At 40.8% G+C, this 21,336-nt stretch carries 14 protein-coding genes; 13 read left to right on the top strand and 1 reads right to left on the bottom strand.

Translation table 11 applies throughout. The features are described from left to right. The first annotated feature begins 25 nt into the window (after positions 1–25). Complete coding sequence (locus ACN9MR_RS15750; RefSeq protein WP_426325023.1) at positions 26–1,795, top strand: metallophosphoesterase; 1,770 nt, start codon at positions 26–28, stop codon at positions 1,793–1,795. 234 nt (positions 1,796–2,029) lie between these two features. Here ACN9MR_RS15750 and ACN9MR_RS15745 read toward each other — a convergent pair whose 3' ends face one another. Beyond that, positions 2,030–2,752 (bottom strand): class I SAM-dependent methyltransferase, encoded by a 723-nt coding sequence (locus ACN9MR_RS15745; protein ID WP_426325021.1) that lies wholly within the window; start codon positions 2,750–2,752, stop codon positions 2,030–2,032. A 91-nt stretch (positions 2,753–2,843) separates the two neighbouring features. On the opposite strand from ACN9MR_RS15745, the gene ACN9MR_RS15740 reads away from it, so the two are divergent. From ACN9MR_RS15740 to ACN9MR_RS15685, 12 genes are all read left to right on the top strand, one after another. Continuing rightward, positions 2,844–3,731 (top strand): LysR family transcriptional regulator, encoded by an 888-nt coding sequence (locus tag ACN9MR_RS15740; protein WP_426325019.1) that lies wholly within the window; start codon positions 2,844–2,846, stop codon positions 3,729–3,731. A 416-nt stretch (positions 3,732–4,147) separates the two neighbouring features. Then, the gene (locus ACN9MR_RS15735) at positions 4,148–4,372 is read left to right on the top strand and encodes a hypothetical protein (RefSeq protein ID WP_426325017.1); all 225 of its coding nucleotides are present in this window, start codon (positions 4,148–4,150) and stop codon (positions 4,370–4,372) included. Positions 4,373–4,595: 223 nt separating this feature from the next. Then, positions 4,596–7,634, top strand: a complete 3,039-nt coding sequence (locus ACN9MR_RS15730; RefSeq protein WP_426325015.1) for a SusC/RagA family TonB-linked outer membrane protein — start codon at positions 4,596–4,598, stop codon at positions 7,632–7,634. A 13-nt stretch (positions 7,635–7,647) separates the two neighbouring features. Continuing rightward, on the top strand, positions 7,648–9,180 hold the full coding sequence (locus tag ACN9MR_RS15725; RefSeq protein ID WP_426325013.1) for a RagB/SusD family nutrient uptake outer membrane protein: 1,533 nt from the start codon (positions 7,648–7,650) through the stop codon (positions 9,178–9,180). After that, positions 9,180–9,848, top strand: a complete 669-nt coding sequence (locus ACN9MR_RS15720) for a hypothetical protein (RefSeq protein ID WP_426325011.1) — start codon at positions 9,180–9,182, stop codon at positions 9,846–9,848. Before ACN9MR_RS15725 ends, ACN9MR_RS15720 begins: the two co-directional genes overlap by 1 nt. 3 nt (positions 9,849–9,851) lie before the next feature. Continuing rightward, a complete protein-coding gene (locus ACN9MR_RS15715) occupies positions 9,852–10,883 on the top strand; it encodes a DUF5007 domain-containing protein (RefSeq protein WP_426325009.1) in 1,032 nt (343 codons plus the stop codon). A 21-nt stretch (positions 10,884–10,904) separates the two neighbouring features. Beyond that, complete coding sequence (locus ACN9MR_RS15710; RefSeq protein ID WP_426325007.1) at positions 10,905–14,102, top strand: SusC/RagA family TonB-linked outer membrane protein; 3,198 nt, start codon at positions 10,905–10,907, stop codon at positions 14,100–14,102. A gap of 11 nt (positions 14,103–14,113) precedes the next feature. Further along, positions 14,114–15,673, top strand: coding sequence for a RagB/SusD family nutrient uptake outer membrane protein (locus ACN9MR_RS15705; protein ID WP_426325005.1), 1,560 nt, complete (start codon positions 14,114–14,116; stop codon positions 15,671–15,673). A gap of 49 nt (positions 15,674–15,722) precedes the next feature. Then, a complete protein-coding gene (locus ACN9MR_RS15700; RefSeq protein ID WP_426325003.1) occupies positions 15,723–16,469 on the top strand; it encodes a fasciclin domain-containing protein in 747 nt (248 codons plus the stop codon). A gap of 10 nt (positions 16,470–16,479) precedes the next feature. Then, a complete protein-coding gene (locus ACN9MR_RS15695) occupies positions 16,480–18,099 on the top strand; it encodes a DUF5008 domain-containing protein (RefSeq protein WP_426325001.1) in 1,620 nt (539 codons plus the stop codon). Between the two features lie 28 nt (positions 18,100–18,127). After that, complete coding sequence (locus ACN9MR_RS15690; RefSeq protein WP_426324999.1) at positions 18,128–19,852, top strand: alkaline phosphatase family protein; 1,725 nt, start codon at positions 18,128–18,130, stop codon at positions 19,850–19,852. A 7-nt stretch (positions 19,853–19,859) separates the two neighbouring features. After that, positions 19,860–21,311: a M60 family metallopeptidase gene (locus ACN9MR_RS15685; RefSeq protein ID WP_426324996.1), complete on the top strand. Its 1,452-nt coding sequence runs from the start codon at positions 19,860–19,862 to the stop codon at positions 21,309–21,311. Positions 21,312–21,336: the final 25 nt, after the last annotated feature.

Here is a 21,336-nt window from a genome sequence, read left to right as displayed (position 1 = left end):
AGGAATAAAATTTAATTAAGTAAAAATGACCATAAATAAAGCACTGTTCAAGAAAAGCCTTTGCATTTTTTTAAGTGCACAAATGTTATTAACCACAAGTGCAAGCCTAATACCGTTGCAGGAAGAACGTTTAGCAGACGATGGATTTGCGATCGTTGTACTGCCCGATACCCAATATTATACTTCAGAGAAGAATGGCGGGAAAAAGGAAATGTTTTCGGCGCAGACCGAGTGGATTGCAAAAAATGCAGCGAAAGAAAACATTAAATACGTAATCCATCTTGGTGATATTTCTGATGATGGGGAAAAATTTCCACAACAATGGGTAAATGCTGCCGGGTCGATGTATATATTGGAAAAACCACAGCCTGGTTATCCGCAGGGTATTCCATATGGCATGGCTGTAGGCAACCACGATCAAACCAAAAGCCAGTATCCTTTAAGTGGTAAAACCGATCAGTACAATAAATATTTCGGCATAGATCATTTCAAAGATAAAAAATGGTACGGAGGGCATTATCGTGATAATAACGATAGCCATTTCGATCTTTTTGAAGCAGGCGGTTATAAATTCATTGCTATATTTTTTGAATATGATTCTTATGATGAGGATATTGAAGGATTGAACAAATGGGCAAGTGCGTTGCTAGAAAAATTTAACGACAGGAAGGCCATCTTGGTGAGCCATTCTATTATTCATTTTAACAAGAAAACAGGCACCAACGAAAAGGGCTTTCCGAAGTTTTCTAAACAGGGGCAGCGGGTTTTCGATCGTTTAAAAAGTTATCCTAATGTATTTTTAACTTTATCAGGTCATGTGGGCGATAATGGCGAAGGCTACCGGCAGGATGGTTATGCTGGCAATGTGATCAAATCATTCCTGTCTGATTATCAGAGCAGGCCAGATGGGGGGCACGGCTTAATGCGGCTCATGAAATTTTCTAAATCAAAAGATCTGATCAGCGTACGCACTTTTTCTCCGGTAACGGGCGAGGAAGAAACCGATGCCGATAGTAAATTCACACTGCCCTGGTTCCACCATACCACGGTGGCCAGGTATCAGGATTACAACAACGATGGTATTAGCGAAATCGCATTTTTTTCTAATGGTACCTGGAAAATATCGGGAAAGGCAGATGTTGTTTTTGGTAAACCGGGCGATGTTGCAGCTCCAGCCGATTATAATGGTGATGGCAAAACGGAGCTTGCGGTTTTCAGACCATCCGAAGGAAAGTTTTATATCCAGGGAGGGAAAGAGGTTGTGCTTGGTCAGGCAGGCGATATTCCGGTGTGTGGAGATTGGGATGGAGATGGTTTCGCAGAAGCTGCTGTTTATCGTCCTTCCACATTAACATGGTACTTTGATGGACTGGACAGTCTAAAATTTGGACATAAAAATGGTACCCCTGTTCCTGCAGATTATGATGGTGATGGAATATTGGATGTAGGCATATTCCGTAGAGACAACTCTTTATGGCAAACCAGTCTTGGTAATATCCCTTTGCAGGTTAAACATGTACCGGGCGATATTCCGGTACCTGCAGATTATGACGGCGATGGTAGGGCAGAGATGGCTGTTTTCAGGCCTTCAACAAACGAATGGATTATCGACCGTTTTAAAGAACCGATAAAATTTGGACAAGAAGGAGATATTCCTGTTCCGGGCAACTACTTATCCGGAGGAAAATCTAGCTTGGCTGTATATAGAAACGGCTTAATTTACCTTCAGCATGGCAAACCTATTGACGCCAAAAACGGAAAGGCTGCGGATTTGATTAATAATAAAAACCGTTAATCTTTGTTGCCATTCAGCTGCTAAGAGATATATTAAGTTTTTAAGCTGAAAACAAAAGAGGGTGTATCATGAAGGCGATTTCAGCGCAGAAGCTGTCATGTTGAGCCTCCCGAAGAATCGGGACAGGTTGTCGAAACACCTCAAAGAGTATTTAAACAGGTACTTCGACAAGCGCTCCACAGGAGTCCTTTGGACAGGATGACAGATCTATATTTACGATACACCCTCTTTTTATTATTTTATGGCACCAAATGCCGCGAAATAAGAATTTTTATGCAGGATCTCTGTAACACTAAACCCAACTTTTTGCAATAATGCCAGTTGATAGTTTAAAGAGCGAGGGGTATCTTCATATTCGATATAATCAAATACCTTTTGCTTATAGGCCGCACCGCCAAGTGTTTCCAGGTAGGCCCCGTATTGATCTCGAAAAAGGTTATCGATCAATACAGAATCGTGGGCAATGAGGTCTGAAATCCAGATGCTGCCACCAGGTTTTAAAGCCCGGTAAACTTTAGTAAAAACAAGCTCCCAATCGGCATCGGTGCGCAAATGATGAAATGTTGCAGCAGCAAGTATAATATCGAAATGATTATCGGGTAAATTAAGGTTACGCATATCATCCTGTATAACGGTTACGGTTCCGCTAGTTTGTGTCGATACCCTGTCATTGGCACGTTCTAGCATCGGTAAACTCAGGTCGTTAAGTGTACAGTTAAGGTTTGGGATTTTACTGAGCATTTTTAACGTGTAATTGCCCGCACCACATCCAATATCCAACAGTTCTTTTGCATTCGGATTAATGTATCTGGCTGCTCCGGTGCAAAGCTCCATGGTAAGTGGCGCATCGATGGTGGTTTGTTGTCCGCTCTCTAAGTTCGAGAAACGCGCTACATCATTATCAAACCTTGCTTTAATTTCTTCATTTGTTGCTTTATGCGAATAATCTTTATTCATTGCTTTATTTTTTTTGTAAAGTTAGTGCTGTTAATCATATTTGTAAAATATCAATTTTTGCATTTAACGATACTTTAAAGGTATTATAAATATGGAACTCAGACATTTGTTGTATTTTAAAACTGTTGCGGAAGAACTTCATTTTACCAAAGCTGCAGCCAAACTTTTTATCTCGCAGCCTCCTTTGAGCAGGCAGATTAAAGAACTGGAAGAAGAACTCGGTGTACAGCTGTTTGTGCGGAGTAATAAGCGGGTTGCATTAACAAATGCCGGAAAGTACTTTAAGGCTGAAGTAGATGTTATGTTTGCCAGACTGGAAGAGAGTAAAGAAGTTGTTCGTAAAATTCATGAAGGCGTTAGCGGCGAATTAAAGATTGGCTACATCAGTTCGGTTTACCAATCGCACCTGGCAGAAATTTTAAAATTAATGCATCAGGAATTCCCTTATCTGAAGACGAGTTTGTTCGAAGTGCCTACACTTGCTCAAATTAAAGAGTTAGAACATGGTGGTTTAGATGTGGGGATTTTAAGGGCCCCTGTTTTATCGGAAAAATTGAAAGTAGAATCTTTGTTTTTTGATCCCTTTGTGGTGGTTATTCCTTTAACAGACCAAAAAATTGATGCCAGGAACGGACTTGCCGATTTTTTGAAGAAAAGTCCGTTTATATTCTTTAATAAAGATTTTGCACCTCAATATAACCAGAAACTGATGGAGATCTGCCAGCGGATGGGCTTTAGTCCCGATATTACCCACGAAGCAAACAACGTACACTCCATATTGCAATTGGTAGAAGCGGGCTTGGGGGTGTCTATTTTGCCATTGTCGTTAAAAAAGCAATATGCACAGTTGAAAGTGTCTTTTATTGAGTTTGATGCTATTCCGGTTAATACAGAAGTGGTATTGGCCTATAAAGAATCGAATAAAAACCCCGCATTAACCTGGTTTATTAAACACTATGCCGAGTTAAAAATTAATTGATTCATTCTGCAGCAGGCAGCGCTTAAAATACTGAACAAACCGATCGCGGGTAAAAAATAACCGGTTGAAATCTTTTTCCTCCTTGAATTGCCGCAGTTCGCCACCTGTGTTTTCCGCTGTTATTTCAATCTCCTTTTTATGATATAGGTGGCGGTTAAATTCGATGCGGCTGTTAAATATAAACACCTTGCATTGAAGATCTCTATCTCTGGTTTTAAGCTAAATAGCTTGATATTTAGTTGATTGTACCCAATTTTCTATCCTTTCTTTAACGATTTTCATCCTTTTTTAACGGATAATACACCAGTTTTGATTTAACCAAACCCGTATCCTTCCTGGCTTCAGGAAGATATGAAAACATTATAAGTATGTCTACCTAAAGCATGTTTATAAGCAATTAACCAAAACGAACAATTATGAAAAAACAACTACTTCACAAGCTAGATCTTTTGAAGGTTTACCCAGAGCAAATTAAGCGCTGTTTCTCTGCTGCGTTTTTCAGCTCCCCCTTACTGCTGCACCTTAAAGCTTCAACCGAAATGTTTAATGTGGTGCCTTATCCTAAAAGTATATTGATAACACTAAAATTTGATCAGGTCAAATACTTTTCATTTCCAAGTCAAAATTTAATTCCGAATTAAAGCCAGGCCCAAAATTACAAAGGTAAAAACAGCTAAACAGTTTCCGCCCCAAAGAAAAAGAACAACAGGAATTTGATGGAGAGCAGCTCCCTTAAGCTTCGTTATTTCTTTTCTGAAGTATCGCCATAATCAATGGTGCTGAAAATTATTTGCCTAAACCGAAGGGTTTAGATGGAACTGTATTGCTGTTTTTAAATAGTTAAGCCAACAAACATTACTTAAAATGAACGAAAAAAATCAAGAATTGGATCATTACATTAAACAGCTTCCCCCGGTCTGGTCACTTAAAAACATGCGGGGAAAGATGGGCTTATTTTTAATGGTATCGATCGTGTTTACCGGTATGCTCAGCCTTAAATCGTACGGAAAGGAAACCGATTACCTTAGTGCGGTTTCCAATACCTGCTTTCAGGATACCACAAAAAAAACAAAACAACCGGTTGCTATCGATTCGGTTGTATTGGTGAGTTATGTATCGAAGAGAAATGTAGATACCGTAAAACTCAGCAACGTTAGCATTTATCCTTTTATTTCTTTACAACAAGCATTAAAGAGTAATTCGAAAGGCTTATATGTACAGGAAATTACAGGCGAACCTGGCAGCGCAGATCAATCGATGTTGTTAAGGGGCTTAAGCAGACCGTTACTTTCGAAAACCAATGTTGCCGAAGCACAACCTGCAGTTTTTATTAACGGTATTCCCTTAATCGCTGATAATCCTTTTGTTTATACCATCCAGGAGTATGATTTCTCGCCAATTGGCCCGGCCACCAATTTATTATCTTCTATCGATCTCGATAATATCCAATCTATAAATGTGATCAGCAATTTAGCGGCTTTATCAATTTATGGCCCACGCGCTGCAAACGGTGCAATATTAATTACCACTAAAAATGCACACCAGGGCAACCGCGAAATTTCGATCAACAGCTATTACGGCTACGCGACCAAAAATAAAGTAACTACAACCAACGGCCAGGATGAAAGCATTTTACGACGTACTTTTTATAATAAATATGCTACTGCCGAAGATTTTGATAAGTATCCTTCGTATTTGGCTGATGCAACTAACGAAAACTACTATGGCAGATCAGATTGGACCGATCTTTACTATAAAAATTCGGCCTTACATACCATAAATGCCAGTATAACAGGCGGAACGTCAAGATCAAATTTCAGGTTTTTTGCAGGTAACACTTCAAATGCAGGCAATGCCGACGATACCCGCCTAAATAGATACAATGCATCGTTTTTTATTAATGTACTTCCCCTAAAATGGCTAACCATATCAACCATGGTGAATGCTACGCGGTTAAACCGGGATAGAAACCGCTCGTTAAGAGATCGTTTTGCCGAAATGCAATATGTGCCTGATCTGATTAGCCCGATAGCGCCCAACAAAAATATTTATGGTAACTATTTAAGCGAATATGAAAATAAAACCATCGATAATAACATCAACAATGTAATTCAGGGATCATTCTCTGCCAATGCAAAGTATAAAAACTTCGATTTCATTACACGGATATCATTCGATTACAATGAGGGGATGAGGGATTTATTTTATCCTACAACTTTAATGGACGGCAACAATTATGTATCCAATTTTTATGCTTATAACCAACGTTTAAATGTCGATAACTCGCTGGCTTACAATTTTACGGTAAATAAAACCCATGTTTTTAAAGCATTGTTTGGTCATACACTTTCGCTCGATGTGAACAAGTACAATTACCTGCAGGGTTATAAAGGCACCAGCGATTACATCAGGATCAATAGCGTAGATGGCGACATTAGCCACAGCGATTATTTGCAGCCTGAAGGTTTTTACACCAAAAAGTTTACAGATAAACAGAAAATCAATGTAAGTTCGCTTTACAGCAGCTTTGATTATACCTTAAACAACGAGTTCTTTGCCACGTTAATTGCCCGTACCGATGGTGCATCGAACATGCAGGCCAATAACAGGTGGTTTTTTTCGCCATCGGTAAGTGCCAAATGGGACATTACAAAATACATTAAAACCCAAAAATCAATCCTTAGCAGCTTAAACCTAAATGCCTCATATGGTAGGTTGGGTACCCTTAATATTGTCGATCAGTACGGTGCCGGCCCTCAGTATGTAACCGATTTAGGTTGGAGTTCAAATAAATCAGTAGGCTCATATGGCGGTATTGGTACTTTATCAAGACCGTATAGCTCGGGCTGGATTGGCTACGATATCCCCTGGGCTTATGTAGAAGAGCTTGATCTTGGTGTGGATGGAGCATTTTTTAACAACAGGTTGCAGACCAGATTATCCTTCTATGCCAAAAACAATAAACGGATGATTTTGGGCGTGCCGGTTAATGCCGAATCGGGATACACCAAGGAGTACAAAAGCGGATTGGATGTAAATAACAAAGGAATCGAACTTGCGGTTTCGGGCGAAATATTAAAAGCCAAGGCCAATAAACTGGGTTGGACAACAGATTTTAACATTGCTTTCAATAAAAATACGCTAAAGGCATTGCCGAACAACCTTAAAGAAATTACCATCGGAACACAAAAACTAACCGTTGGAAAACCGATTGATCAGATTTTGGTGCTGCAAAGTCAGGGTGTTTACCAAACCGATGTTGATGTTCCTGTAAACCCCGCCAACTTTCAGATCATGAGCTACAAAGGACTGAAACTTCACGGTGGAGATCCTAAATGGAAAGATCAGAATGGCGATTATGTAATTGATGAAAATGATAAAGTGGCCATGGGCGGTTATTTACCAAGGATAGTGGGGAATTTTAGCAGTACGCTTAGCTATAAAGGTTTTAACCTCGATTTTAACATCTATTTCGCTTTAAAAAGAAGTATTATCAATCAAGCAGCTGCAAATCAGCTCGATTTTATTAACAAAACCGGAAATAATAACATCAACGCTGTAAATGAGATTACTTTTTGGCAAAAAGGAATTGATGTTGCCGATTATCCGATCTATAATCCATGGAGTGCTGTTCAATCGTATCGTACCGACCAGGATATTTTTGTTGAAAACGGATCGTATGCAAAATTAAGGTCTGTTTCTTTAGGGTACGACATTTCTAAATTCAAATACTTCAGCAAAAACTTCAAGAAAATTTATGTGTATGCCTCGGCGCTTAATGTGTATACCCTAAAAAGTTATACAGGGGGTGATCCTGAGCTGGTTAACTATGTTGGTGAAGATACGGGCTATGGCCTGCCCTTGCCGAGAACATTCACACTGGGTTTAAAAATTGATTTATAAGCACTAAATGATCATGTATAATAAAATAATACCATCAAGAAGGATATCCGCAGTATTGTTTATGCTGTTCTGTACCATATTCATATCGGCCTGTAATAAAAAACTGGATATCGACTCTACCCACCTGGTAAATGAAAGCAATAACTGGAAAAGTTTAGCCGATGCCCGCTCGGCACTATTGGGTTCTTACGGCCTGTTAAGAGCTGCATTGGCCGATAATAATGCACATTGGCTATATGGCGATGTACGGATGGGCGATTTTAAAGCAACCTCCCGGCTGGATTTAAAAGCCATTACCGAAAATAATTTAAATGCGCCATATCCGGTTGTAAAATCGCTGAGCAACTGGCGTAAATTTTATGCCGTAATTAACAGCTGTACAGTTTTTATCGACCGTGCAGGAGAAATCTTAAAAAACGACAAACAGTATACCGAAGAAAACTACAAGGTAGATGTTGCCCAAATGAAGGCTTTAAGGGCATTTACCTATTTTTATATGGTACGTATATGGGGCGATATTCCATTAATTACCGCTTCAACAGATGGTAATTTTACAGCGCGTCCAAAAGTAGCAGCCGAAATTGTATTGCAATTTGCTACAAACGAACTGTTAAGCATCGTAAACAATCTACCTTATCGCTATGGGGCAATAGAAAATGGTTTCAACCAGCAAAACTATTACGGAAAAGTAGCGCCTTATTGGGATGGTATTTTATTCAATCGGATTTCTGCCTATTCAATTTTGGCGCATATTGCTGCATGGCAGGGTAAATACCTCGATGCAGTAGCATATTCGAAGTTTGTGATGACCAATTTTGGCTTAAGTGGTGGTGTGTATACTACAACTACTAACTTAACCAAAGTAGATGGACTGTTTTATGGCAATAACGCAGCCCAGCTGGTCGGTTTTCCTTTTAACTATAACACCACCGAAATGAGTGCCATAGGGCATATGGAAGATTTGGCCCTGGCGGCGCCCATTATCGCCAAAGCCGTTCCGCAGATTAAAATGCCCGATGATGTAATTGCTTCCATATTTAACGAACCAAACGATTTGAGGTTTAGGTTCGATCCGCTTACAGGTTTACCGGTATCCGATTATTTCAGTGGCTACGGAACCTCAAATACGGTCTTCAGCAAAATAAAGTGTATCAGGAACGCCTCAACCGATGGCTCACTGGCCATTTACAGCTCAGCTTTAATCTTTACAAGAATAGAAGAAATTACCCTGCTCTACGCCGAATCGTTGGCGGCAATAGGCAGTATGGACGATGCTACTGATGCTTTAGATATTGTTCGGAACAATAGAGGGATAGGCCTTTACAAAGGCACTAATGCAGGATTGGTCGATGCCATTTTTGCAGAACGCAGAAGAGAATTAATGGGCGAAGGCTGGAGATGGTACGATTTGGTGAGGTATAACAAACTGAAAAACAACGATGCCAGGTTTTTAGAACTGATCAAAAAGGGAGGGATATACTGGCCTATTGATGAAGAGGTGCTGAGCACCAATGCAAAAATTACACAAAACGAATATTGGAGGTAATGATGATAAAAAGTATTAAAAATATAGCATTCTGTATGGCCATAACACTGTTTATGCTTTCCTGCAAAAAGGGAGATGACGGGGCATACAATTACGAAAATGAGGCAAATGTGTTCGATGGTAATGCCTATGCTTATCTAAAATCGCAAACGGGGCAGTACGATTCGCTGCTTAAAGTGTGCGACCGCATCACCTGGGCAAAAGATACCTTAACAAATAGCAAAGCGATTACTTTTTTTTCGCTAACCAACCGCAACTTTTCGATTGCCTTAAACGCGCTTAATAATTTAAGGATAAGCCAAAATAAAAAAGCCTTGGGCATTTCCACCCTGGATGCAGACCAGCTGGGGATTTTATTGGACCGTTACATTGTTAGAAAAAAAATAACCACCGATAGCTTACACTTTGCCGATGGTGCATTTTTAACCAGCACACATTTTAATTATGGAATGAATGCGCAGGAGCTAAACTCAAATGCCAGCGGATATGTTTTTGGCGGACCAAAAGGAGTAGTGTACAGCGATATTAAAAACTCGCAGTACACCAAAGAATGGAAGTCGGCTACTACACAAGCAGTAAATATTGCAACCAATAACGCAATCATACACGTGCTTTCTGCTTCTCATGAATTCGGTTTTGGCGAGTTCCTAATCAGGTTAAATAAATAAATCATGAATGATATGATATCAAAAAATAAATCATTTGCCTTATTCTTTGTCGCTATTGGCGTATTGGCCATATTTAGCTGCAAAAAATTATTGCCGAGCGATAGTGATGCATTTAATAAAGATGCAGGTTTTAAACAAACCACCTACAGGCCTATACTAGGGCGTACAACCTTAATGGGCGATAATTTCAACATCGAAAGCTCGTCTTTGCCCTTAACATTCAAAATTGTAGCGATGCGCAATGGCGACGGCCAGACCAGCCCCGAGCTTTTAAAGCCTTTCCCTGTACTGGTGTGGAAAAAAGCTTACGATGGAAGCGAAAAATCTATCCAGGAAATAGAAAATAAACGCACTACCGAACAGCACACTTTATTCGAGGTTGGCGAACATTCTGGCGAATTTATTATGTGGGCTGAGGCCAGGAGCAATATTGTTAAAGCGCTTCCCGATTCGGGCTATGTTTTTGATGTTGAGGTTTCTAACAATGGCGGGCGTAAGTATTTTAATAATCTGGTATTACAGCCACAACGGGAATTGCCTTACGAGCCAAACAGAATAAACCCGCTAACAGGGGCCAATACCGGAGGTACTATTACGCCCTCTACTATGGCGGGCATTTTCGGCGAAAAATCTGGTCAGCCTTTAAGCGCTAACGATGTTACCATACTATTTAATAAAACAGGCGAGGGCAATTCACTTTCCTTTAAGTTTTTAGATACGCTGTTAAAACCTATTGACCCTGCAAAATTTAAACTCACCAATTGGACTAAGCTGGTGCATGGTTTCAACATGAAGATGACACCAACATCGGTTAAATACGATGTGGCTTACCCAATTCCTCTGGTACAGATTCCAACTCCTTACACCAATGCCGCCGGGTCGAGGGCCCGTGTAGCCTTTTCGTATGACCGGATTGGTTTTGGAGGCTTTAGGGTAGAAGCTAACCTTGGTTTAGACTTTGCCATTTTCGAAAAGGGAGATTGGGAAATCGTGATCTGGTTTAACAAGGATAACCCCAGGTTTACTAACGATTAGCACCAGAAAAATAAGTTGAACATGAGTTTTTATTATACAGATATGGCTAAAAAATACATATTAAATTTATTGCTGTTAATGACGTTAACGGTATTGGGCAGCTCAGCATGGGCCCAAAACCTGATCAGCGTAAGGGGCAAGGTTGTAGATAAGGGAGATGGCTCAGGTATACCTGCCGTAACCATTATGGCGAGCACAGCAACCCGGGCAATAGGAATGACCAGAGATGATGGTTCATTTACCGTAAGCGTAGCCGATAACGCAACCCTAACCTTTAAATACCTGAATTATAAAGATGTTACCGTAAAGTTAAACGGTAAAAACGATCTGAAGATCGTAATGGTTGAAGATCTGACCACCTTAGATGAAGTTAAAATTACTGTTGGTTACGGTCAAAAAACCAAAGAAACCGTAATGGGGGCAGTAACTTCGTTAAGGGGGAAAGATATACAGGATGTTCCGGTGAGTAACGTTGCCGAGCTTTTTCAGGCCAAAGTACCAGGTTTAAACATCCAGAACAATACGGGCAGTCCAGGTGCGGCACCCAGCATTAACATGCGGGGGTTATCAGGCATTAGTGTAACCGGATCGGGTGATAACGCATTTTTAACACCCACTTCGCCATTGTTTGTAATTGATGGGGTACCTGTTGATTTAAATACCGACTATCAGTATGGGTTTTCCAGTAATGGCCCGGGCATCAGTCCATTATCATTAATCCCTGCTGAAGACATAGAAGAAATCCTTTTCTTAAAAGATGCAAGTGCAACCGCATTGTACGGGGCACAGGGCGCTTATGGCGTAATTTTGATCAATACCCGAAGAGGTAAATCGAAAACCCCGATTATCCAGTATTCTACTAATTTTTTCTTTAATACACCACCTAAACTACGCCAGGTTATTGGCGGCGCTGCAGAAAGCAATTTAAGACTTTGGGAAATTTATACCTATGGCGCCAACATCTACTCGGCCAGGCAGAGTGTTGATAATACGCCAATGTTGGCCGATAGTTTAAATGCTTTTTATAATAACTCTACAGATTGGCAGAGCATTTTTTACCGCTCTACCTATAACCAGCAACATAACGTAAATGCAAGCGGTGGTGATGACTCTTTTAACTATAAAATTAACCTGGGTTATTACGATGAAAAAGGGATACAGGAGAATACAGGTTTTACCAGGTATTCGCTAAGCATGAACACGCGTTACAAACCGAGTCCGAAATTTAATGTAAACCTTATTCTTTCCAGCAGTTTGGGCAATAGCCAGAAAGGAAGTGGTAATGGTATCCTTCAAACCGGTGTTGCCGCTGGTGCAGGTTCATCTTCACTATTGCCTGGACCAAATTTAATTAACAGCAATGCTGCCTTGGGGGCATTAATTGTTGATAACGATAATAAAGCCGGCAATATTAAAACAAGTGTTGAGGCCAGGTACGAGTTTCTTACCGGTCTGGCTGTTTCCAATATTACCAGTTACGATTATTCGATGGGAACAACAGAAACCTTTAACCCAGCCATATTGAATAACAATGTTGCAGGGGTTTATTCTTATAACGATAAACGGAGTACGCTTTACAACCGGGCAATGGTTAGTTTCAATAAATCGCTCCAAAAGGATGTTCATAACATTGGCGCCTATGTTTTCTCAGAAGTTTATGTGCGGAATTTCCAGGCGCACGCCATTCAGCAGGATCAATATACCAACGATCAGTACCAGGGGCCTTTCGGTACTGCATCGGCAAGTTCGTTAGGTGGAGTATTGGATAATTATTCTGATTCGAGGGCCGCTTCATTGGCAGCAAGTTTATCGTACAACTATAAAACCAAATACCTGATTGAAGCCACATTCCGTTTAGATGGAACTTCGAGCACAGGACTTAATGCACCATGGGCAAAAAATCCATCACTGGCCTTGAAATGGAATTTCAACAAGGAAAATTTCCTGGCCGATTCCAAATGGCTTGATGTCGGGATGCTTAGGCTTTCGTGGGGCAGAAATATTGCACCGGTTGGTAACGTATTTGATGCCAACGGAACATACGATTATTATGGTAATTATAACGGCATACCTACCACCGCGATTGATTTTAATAATCTTCCAAACATTAAATTATTACCGACCACAACCACACAATACAACGCGGGTTTGGATTTAAACCTGTTTAAAAATAGGATTACACTAAATTTCGATACCTATTACAAAATGGTTGACAACCAGTTATGGGAGAAAAACATTACCACCCATAACGCCTTTACTAAACTAAAAACGAATGAGGTAAGTAATGTTAACTACGGTTACGAACTGGCGCTTAGTTTTAGGCCTTTACCAGCCAGTAGCAAAGTGAACTGGTCTGTTAGTATAAACGGGGCCTACAATAAAGAGAAAATTACTGCACTTCCTGATGCTACCAGGCAGCTTTTGTTAGATGGTGGAGCAACCGGCCAGGCAATATTGTACAGGCTGGGCCGAAATTCATTAACCAATATCCTCTATAATTTTAAAGGGGTATTTTCTACCGATGACGATGTTCCGGTTAACCCTGCAAATGGTACACGTTACCACACCTTCAATGGTTCAACCCCCGTGTATTTCAAAGCCGGAGATCCATATTATGCAGATATTAATGGCGATTATGTACTCGATGCTAAAGATATGGTGGGCGCAGGTAATTCTCAACCCCTGATTAATGGCGGTATTAGCAGTTATGCATCTTACAAAGGCTTTTCACTTAATGTAATTATGGCCTATACCTGGCACCGGGATATCCTGAACAATCCTTTGGCAGCAAGTTTCCAGAATTTCTCTTCTCCATTTTCGGCAAACAACCTGGTACCAATAACGGAGTATAACATCTGGCGTCAATCAGGCGATATTGCAAACTACCCGAACCCTTACGACTATTTAAGGTATGGCAGTTACTCGGCAACTGATAAGTCTACCCAATTTTTGCCGTTCAGGTATAATCAAACCCTGTTTCAGGAAGATGGCTCGTATCTAAAACTGGCCACGGTAACCGTTGGCTACACTTTTAAGCCTGAATTAACAAAACGCTTAGGTATTACCAGTTTAAGGGTATATGGCACCGCCAATAACATCCACACTTTTAGTTTTTATTCGGGTGCCGACCCTGAAAATGTGAGTTCGCTGGGAAGAGATAACTCCGGAGGATATCCCGTGAGGAGAACATATGCTTTAGGCTTAAACATTCAATTATAAACAGGATAACGATGAAAAAAATAATATATATACTATCAGTATTGCTGCTGCTGAGTGTAAATTTTAGCTGCAAAAAATTCTTAAATGTTGAGCCGCTAAGCAAATTGTCGGGTAATAACTATTGGAAAAACGATGGCGATGCAGAAGGCTTTGCACTGGGGCTTTACCGTTCGTTTAGGGAGGCCACCATGCAGAGTGTACTTTTCGAAATTGGCGATACCCGTTGTGGTTGGGCCATCCCATCAACAAAAGGTTACCCACCACGTATCGATTTTACTTATATGGCTACCAATAACCTAAAAATGGCCATTGCGGCAAGAGCGGACCGTTCTTTACCGGGTTATGAGGCCAATGCCATTAACGAATGGTTTCAGCTCAACTCACGCTATGATTTAATCCAGAAATGGTTGCCTTTTTATAAAGTTATCCAATCGGCCAATATCATGGCAAAAGAGGTAGAGGCCATGCCCGATGCAGCTATTTCGCCTGCAAGAAAGAAACAGTTTATTGCCGAAGCGGTTTTTATGCGCTGCGTATCATATTTCTTTTTAGTCAGACTATTTGGCGATGTGCCTTATTACACTGATGCTTATAATCAAGAGGCACTGCCCCGCACCAACATGGTGAAGGTTTTAAAAGGTTGTTTAACCGATTTGGCAGCGGTTAAAAATGATTTACCATGGACCTACAACGACCCGACTTTTAAAGGCATCAGGGCCATGCGTGGTGGTGCAATAGATTTAATGATGCATATGAATATGTGGTGCGCCGGTTTCGATGCGGCCAATTCCACTGCTTATTACAACCAGGTTGATGAACTGGGTAACGAACTGCAGCATATTGGCGTCGACCAAGAAAAAGCCTACCGTTTATTGCCTATCGAACAAACTTATCTTATCATGTTCGGTAAATCGCAAGAGGGTTTATTCGAAATCCAATTGAGTGATAATACAGGAGAAAACACGGCAAAACTCAGATATAAATATTCCTTTTCGGTGGTTCACAATCCTTTCTTCGCCAGTAGCGACAGGCCTGTAAGCGAATTGGTTTACAATACGGATTTTATGAAGAAAATTTACCCGGAGGGTGGTACCGATAAGCGTAAAACAGTTTGGTTTGATGAAAATATATACGATCAAACGGGGGCCTGGCAGTTTTACAAGTTCTATAACCGGGCAGCTTTGGTTCAGTTTAGTGATGATAACCCGATTATTTTCAGATTGGCCGATGCCATTTTATTACATGCAGAAGCATTGGCAGAACTGGGGCGTGATGGTGAAGCGGCTACTTTGCTTAATGTGATCAGGGCAAGAGCAGGTGCCGATCTTTTTCCGGCAAACCCAGGCGAAGGAAAGATAAAAGATGCCATCTTTTTAGAAAGAGCAAAAGAATTAATGGGTGAGGGGCATCATTTTTACGACCTGGTACGCACCAGAAAAATACTGGATCCAAAATTTACGCCAAATCCCCTCTCGTTTTCTGCATTTCAGGCTGGTGCATGGACCTGGCCTATCGATCCGAGTGCCACCACAAACAATCCTTACATGACTTTGAATAACTATTGGAGGTAATAAGCAATAGCGCAAATAATACGATTTAACCTATTAAAGAATAGATTCAATGAATAAGTTTAATAAAAACTCTGTACTGCTAACACTTGCCCTAATCGTGGTGGGTTTGGCCTTTAGCTGTAAAAAATACGAACATTATATAGATGGGGGTGTAAAAGAAGCCAAATTTGATGGTACCATTCTGCAATATCTCCAATCGAAACCCTTACATTTTGATACCCTTACACAGGTGATTAAAATAGCGGGCATGGAAAGTGTTTTCAGCAATGATAATATTACTTTTTTTGCACCTACCGATCCAACAATAGGCAAAGCTATCCGCACCTTAAATAAAGAACTCTTATCAACAGGAAAAGATACGGTAAGCAGACTAGCTGACATAAAACCAGCGGTATGGAAAACCGTACTTTCTTTATACCTGTTTAAGGGCACCAACCGGCTTAAAGATTATAGCCAGGTTGATACCCTTGCGCTCAACACCTATAAGGGGCAGGGCTACCTTTCTTACAATAGTACGCCAATGAACATTGGAGTGGTGTACAACGACGCCGTAACCAACGCCGGCAGTGCAACAGAAGTAAGGGTAAAATATGCCGGCTACAGGCAGTTAATGATTTCTTACATCCCGGATTTATCAAGGCCACAGGCCTTTTGGATCAATGCCCTGGTAGCTTCATCCGATATCAATCCAACAAACGGGATTGTCCATGCACTCAAAATCGAAAAGCACTCTTTTGGTTTTAGCAGTAACTACTTTAATTCAATAGCAATAGAAAATGGAATTGGGAATCAATAAAAACATAAATATGTTAAGAAATAGACAAGTTTTTGGTAAAAATGCCGGCTTAGCTACATGGATTGCCTGTTTGTTATTACTGGCACTTTCCATTTCATCATGCAAAAAGGAAAGCCCCATTAGCGAAGATCCTTATGCAGGTGGTAAAGAAACATTGGGTATAAAGTTCTTATCAGATGTATCCGATACGGAAGAGGTAAACGGGGCTACCCAGATCACTTTCGAGGTAAACGGTTTAATGCCTTTTAAAGATAAAGTAAAATTCTACATCAACGATACCGAAGCAACCATTACCAAAATAACCGATAAAACCATTACGGTTCTTTTCCCTGTAGGGGCAAGTACTGGAGGAACTACCCTCGTGGTTGATGACCAGATATTTTTTGGTCCGGCCTTTCGGGTTGAAGGTAAAGTAGAAACAGATGCCACTTTTGCTGCCAATACCAGTAATACCGTCATCAGGCAGATTTTGCCCCTGCCAAATGGCAATCTGGTTATGGTGGGTTCATTTGATAACTACATGGCCGCAGCAACAGTTAAAAAGCCAATAAACAATATTGTGTTAACCAATGCTAATGGTTTTATTACTTCGGGCTTTTCAACCGGAAAAGGTGCCAACGGCGCTATATCTTCTATTTTCAGATTGGCAACAGGTCAGTTCATTGTGGGCGGTAGCTTAACCAAATACAACGATCGCGACGGCATTAGCAGTATAACGAGGTTAAATACAAACGGCTCTTTAGATTCATCGCGGGTTGAGGTTGTGGGTACGAGTTCAGATCACTCGTACGATACTGTAGCCACTTTTAATGGTGGGGTGCTGGGTTTAGTAAATAAAGTTTTTAACTATAACAACAGCATTTATGTGGTGGGCAGCTTTAATAACTATGCCGAATATTTCTACGAACGCTCTACCAGAGATAATAAAGTGGTGGGTTATACCAAATTAAACGGTTTGTTAAAAATGAGCATGGAAGGTAAAATGGACTCTTCCTACAATTTCAATAAAACGGCAAACCTACCTTATGCTGGCGGTAACGGCCCTATTAGCGATGCCTTAATGCAGAGCGATGGAAAAATTATTCTGGTAGGGTCTTTTACCAATTACCAGGGTTTAAGCAGTAACCGGATCGTAAGAATCGGTACAAATGGGCTCGTAGATCCAACTTATCCATCAGGAACAGGGGCTGACGATGCGATAAACGCCATTACCTATAGTGCAACTTCGGGCAAATATCTTGTTGCGGGTGCATTTAGCAATTACAATGGTTTTGCTACAAAAGGCCTGGTGATGTTAAATGCCGATGGTACGGTAGATAAAAGCCTGGTGCTAAAGTCAATTGAAGGTGGGAGCATCAGTAAAGCTTACCAGCTTAAAAGTGGAAAGATCTTGGTATTCGGATCTTTTAAAAAGTATGATGGTATTGTTAGACAGGGTTTTATGATCTTAAATCCTAGCGGAAGTTTAGCTGCCGGATACAATAATACAGGTAAGTTCCAGGGTATAGTAAACGATGTGTACGAAAGTGTAGATATTTTCGGAAACCCTACCGCACTTATTGCCGGTGCAATTTCGCTTTTCGATAACCAGCAGGTTTCAGGTGCCGTCCGCATCTCTATTAAGCCATAAAATAATGTTGTTATTAAATAATCATACAATGAAAAGTAAAATAGAAAAGTCAGCATTTATAGTAAAACTAACGGCTGTCTTAGTCGTTTTAATGATTTCTATTTCTTGTAATAAAGAATTAGCCGATAGAAAGGATTTCGCTAACAATACCGGGGGCAATGTTATTGATGCGCAGCAGCAAAAAGTATTGTACGTTATTGTAGATGGCGCCAGGGGAGAGTCGGTGTTTAAATCCCCAACGCCCAATTTATCCAGAATGATCAAAAATGGCATGTTTACCATCAATGCTGTATCGGATGAGAATGGACTCAATGCTACTTCGTGGGCCGACATGCTTACGGGCGTAGACAAAACCAAACATCAGGTAATTAGTGAGGATTTTGCGAACAATAAACTTGCCGATTATCCAATGTTCTTTAAACGTGTTAAAGACAATACCAGTTTAAGAACAGCTGCTTTTAGCATAACTCCCGCACTAAGTACCAAACTGGTTACTCATGCAGATGTAAACACTTCTCTTTCGAGCGATGAAGCAGTAAAAACAGCAACACTGGCCGAACTGTCCAATAAGGATGCAGCAGTAGTGCTGGCTGAATTTCAGGGTGTAGATAAAGCAGGTGCACAATATGGATATGATGCCAGTATACCGCAATACGCAGCCGCTATAACAAATATTGATACTTATATTGGCGAGCTAAATAACGCCATTAAAGCACGGCCTAATTTTAGCAAAGAAAACTGGCTCATCGTAATTGCATCAAATAAAGGGGGCGATTACCCGGTAATACCGGCTTTAATGGATCAAACCTTATATAGTAAACCCTTGTTAAATGGCTTTGTTATCCTTTATAACCCTAATTTCAAATCTACCATTTATAACAAACCTGCTAATTTAAATTCATTACCCTATACAGGCAGTTACGGAAAATTAAATGGCGATACCATTGCCAGTGTTGATGCCACCAAATCGAACCTCTATAATTTTGGTACAACGGGAGAGTATACGGTAGAGTTTAAATTAAAAGTTCAATCGTTTGGAACTTTAAACGCGCCTATATTCTTTAAAACCTCCAGTCCGGCCAACGCATCCACTGGCTGGTGGATTATCCACAACGGATCGAACGGTACATGGAGATTGGGTGGTTTGGCTTCTGCCGCAATATCTACTCCAACTACCAAAGCTATGGAAGTTAACCAATGGTATCATATTGGCTTTAAGATCTACTTTGTGGGTACCGTGAGGTATGTACAGATATATCAGGATGGCGATCCAATTGGTTCTCCTACCGTAATAACGGGTAGGAGTGTAAACAATAGCGAACCTTTAGTTGCCGGTTACCGTTCGGGTTATGGCAATAGTGCAACGCAGTTTATAACCGACATCAGGATTTTTAATGCCGCCGTTCCCGACGCCGTTATAAAAGATTTTGCCTGTCAGGTGCTTTTAGATAGCAGACACCCAAACTATAACAATTTAATCGGTTACTGGCCGGCACTCGATGGCGCTGGTACCTTAATTAAAGACCAGAGTAAATCGAAAAACGATTTTGTTTTCCAAAAATCTACCCAATGGACAAGTTTCGAAGATTACGACAGTAAATTCTGCATCAAGCCAACACCAGAACTGTACAAAATAGTACCAAGAGGTATCGATATACCACGATTTATTTTAGGCTGGCTGAACATAAATGCAACGGGTTTTAACCTCGACGGAAAAGTTTGGACACCGATTTACACTAATATTATAAAATAACTGAGCCATGAGAAGTAAAAAAATAATAGGCTTAACCTCAGCTTTTGCAGTTCTTTTGCTGTTTACTCAATCCTGTAAAAAGAATTATGGCTACTCTTTTGAAGATGGCTATAGCAAAACTGAAGTAATAGATACTTTTGGAAACCAGGATCTGGATACCTCCAAATATAAAGTTGATAGAACGCAGTTTAATTTAGCCAGGGTTTTTCCAGGCTTGGTATCGATCTCAGAGCCACGGATTAAAGATACCAGGGTAACGCTCGACTTTGATTTTGTATATGCCAATAATGCCAACCTCAGGATTTCTGTACCACCGCAAGGCTGGTTTAGTACGGGGATGTATGCACCTGCCGGCGAACTCATCCAAATCGATGTTCCGGCGGGCGAATATGGAATGATTGCCCAAATAGGGGCGTGGGACGATGATTTAACCAGTTTAACCACAAAGTTAAGAGCACCGGTTATTTATACGCGCCATAACCTTGCACCAGGCAAAAACCTGATCCGCAATTTATACGGTGGCCAGGTTTATATCATCCCGCCAAGAGCGCTAGGTAGGAAAATAGATTTTTATTTCACCGGAACGGTTAAATCGCCTGATTTTGTGCTGGGCGAAACTACAGATGAAGAGTGGAAAGCCATGATCGCCAAAACAACAGTTCCCTTTTTCGAACTGCGTGGCAAACGGATCATTTTTACTTTGCCGGTGTCGCGTCTGGCTAAATTCCCAATTGCCAGCCCAACCGCTTTAATGCAAACCTGGGATGAGCAGATTTTACACTGCTACTGGGAATGGTATGGTTTATCAGAAAATGCGGCCGATGCACGAGACTTAAACCCCATGCTGCCCTGGCGTATTGTACACGATATACAACCTTCAGTTGGGGCGCAGCATAGCGGTTACCCGGTGGTAGCCATGGCCAACGATAATTATTTTGCACAGGCCGTAACATTAAGCGGGGTTATAGGCCAAAACTGGGGTACCTACCACGAGCTGGGGCACAACATGCAGATGAATAATACCTGGAACTTTGATGGTAACGGCGAGGTTTCGAATAACATCTTCTCTTTAATGGTAACCAAGTACCACGGTTATAAACACAGTAATTATAAACGCATGATGACTGCTGCATTGGCCTTTGTAACGCCAACCGGTACCAAATCATATGCTAATGCATCAGAAGATGCCAAACTAGGCATGTTTATCCAGTTGATGGAACGTTATGGGTATAGTTTTATCACCTATCTCGCTACCGAAGCCAGGCACGCAAGGTTTACCTCCAATAACAATCAGGATAAGATCGATTTCTTTTACGAACGTTTATCTGAGTTCGCCAAAACCGATATGGAACCTTTTTTAACCAAGTGGGGCATTACGGTAAGTGCAGTTTCTAAAGCTAAAATTCAGGCAAAATATCCATTGCTTACCGAAACCGTATGGTTATCCAACCCAAGTTAATTATTCAAAAAGATATTAAATAAAC

Origin of the sequence: Pedobacter sp. R-06, assembly GCF_049913135.1 — a bacterium.
Lineage (GTDB): Bacteria > Bacteroidota > Bacteroidia > Sphingobacteriales > Sphingobacteriaceae > Pedobacter.
The sequence above is the reverse complement of the archived record's forward strand: the minus strand, read 5'-3'. Positions and strand labels throughout refer to the sequence as shown.

Coding starts and splice junctions, on each gene's coding strand:
- ACN9MR_RS15750 (WP_426325023.1), top strand. CDS start 26: ATGACCATAAATAAAGCACTGTTCAAGAAAAGCCTTTGCATTTTTTTA.
- ACN9MR_RS15745 (WP_426325021.1), bottom strand. CDS start 2,752: ATGAATAAAGATTATTCGCATAAAGCAACAAATGAAGAAATTAAAGCA.
- ACN9MR_RS15740 (WP_426325019.1), top strand. CDS start 2,844: ATGGAACTCAGACATTTGTTGTATTTTAAAACTGTTGCGGAAGAACTT.
- ACN9MR_RS15735 (WP_426325017.1), top strand. CDS start 4,148: ATGAAAAAACAACTACTTCACAAGCTAGATCTTTTGAAGGTTTACCCA.
- ACN9MR_RS15730 (WP_426325015.1), top strand. CDS start 4,596: ATGAACGAAAAAAATCAAGAATTGGATCATTACATTAAACAGCTTCCC.
- ACN9MR_RS15725 (WP_426325013.1), top strand. CDS start 7,648: ATGTATAATAAAATAATACCATCAAGAAGGATATCCGCAGTATTGTTT.
- ACN9MR_RS15720 (WP_426325011.1), top strand. CDS start 9,180: ATGATGATAAAAAGTATTAAAAATATAGCATTCTGTATGGCCATAACA.
- ACN9MR_RS15715 (WP_426325009.1), top strand. CDS start 9,852: ATGAATGATATGATATCAAAAAATAAATCATTTGCCTTATTCTTTGTC.
- ACN9MR_RS15710 (WP_426325007.1), top strand. CDS start 10,905: ATGAGTTTTTATTATACAGATATGGCTAAAAAATACATATTAAATTTA.
- ACN9MR_RS15705 (WP_426325005.1), top strand. CDS start 14,114: ATGAAAAAAATAATATATATACTATCAGTATTGCTGCTGCTGAGTGTA.
- ACN9MR_RS15700 (WP_426325003.1), top strand. CDS start 15,723: ATGAATAAGTTTAATAAAAACTCTGTACTGCTAACACTTGCCCTAATC.
- ACN9MR_RS15695 (WP_426325001.1), top strand. CDS start 16,480: ATGTTAAGAAATAGACAAGTTTTTGGTAAAAATGCCGGCTTAGCTACA.
- ACN9MR_RS15690 (WP_426324999.1), top strand. CDS start 18,128: ATGAAAAGTAAAATAGAAAAGTCAGCATTTATAGTAAAACTAACGGCT.
- ACN9MR_RS15685 (WP_426324996.1), top strand. CDS start 19,860: ATGAGAAGTAAAAAAATAATAGGCTTAACCTCAGCTTTTGCAGTTCTT.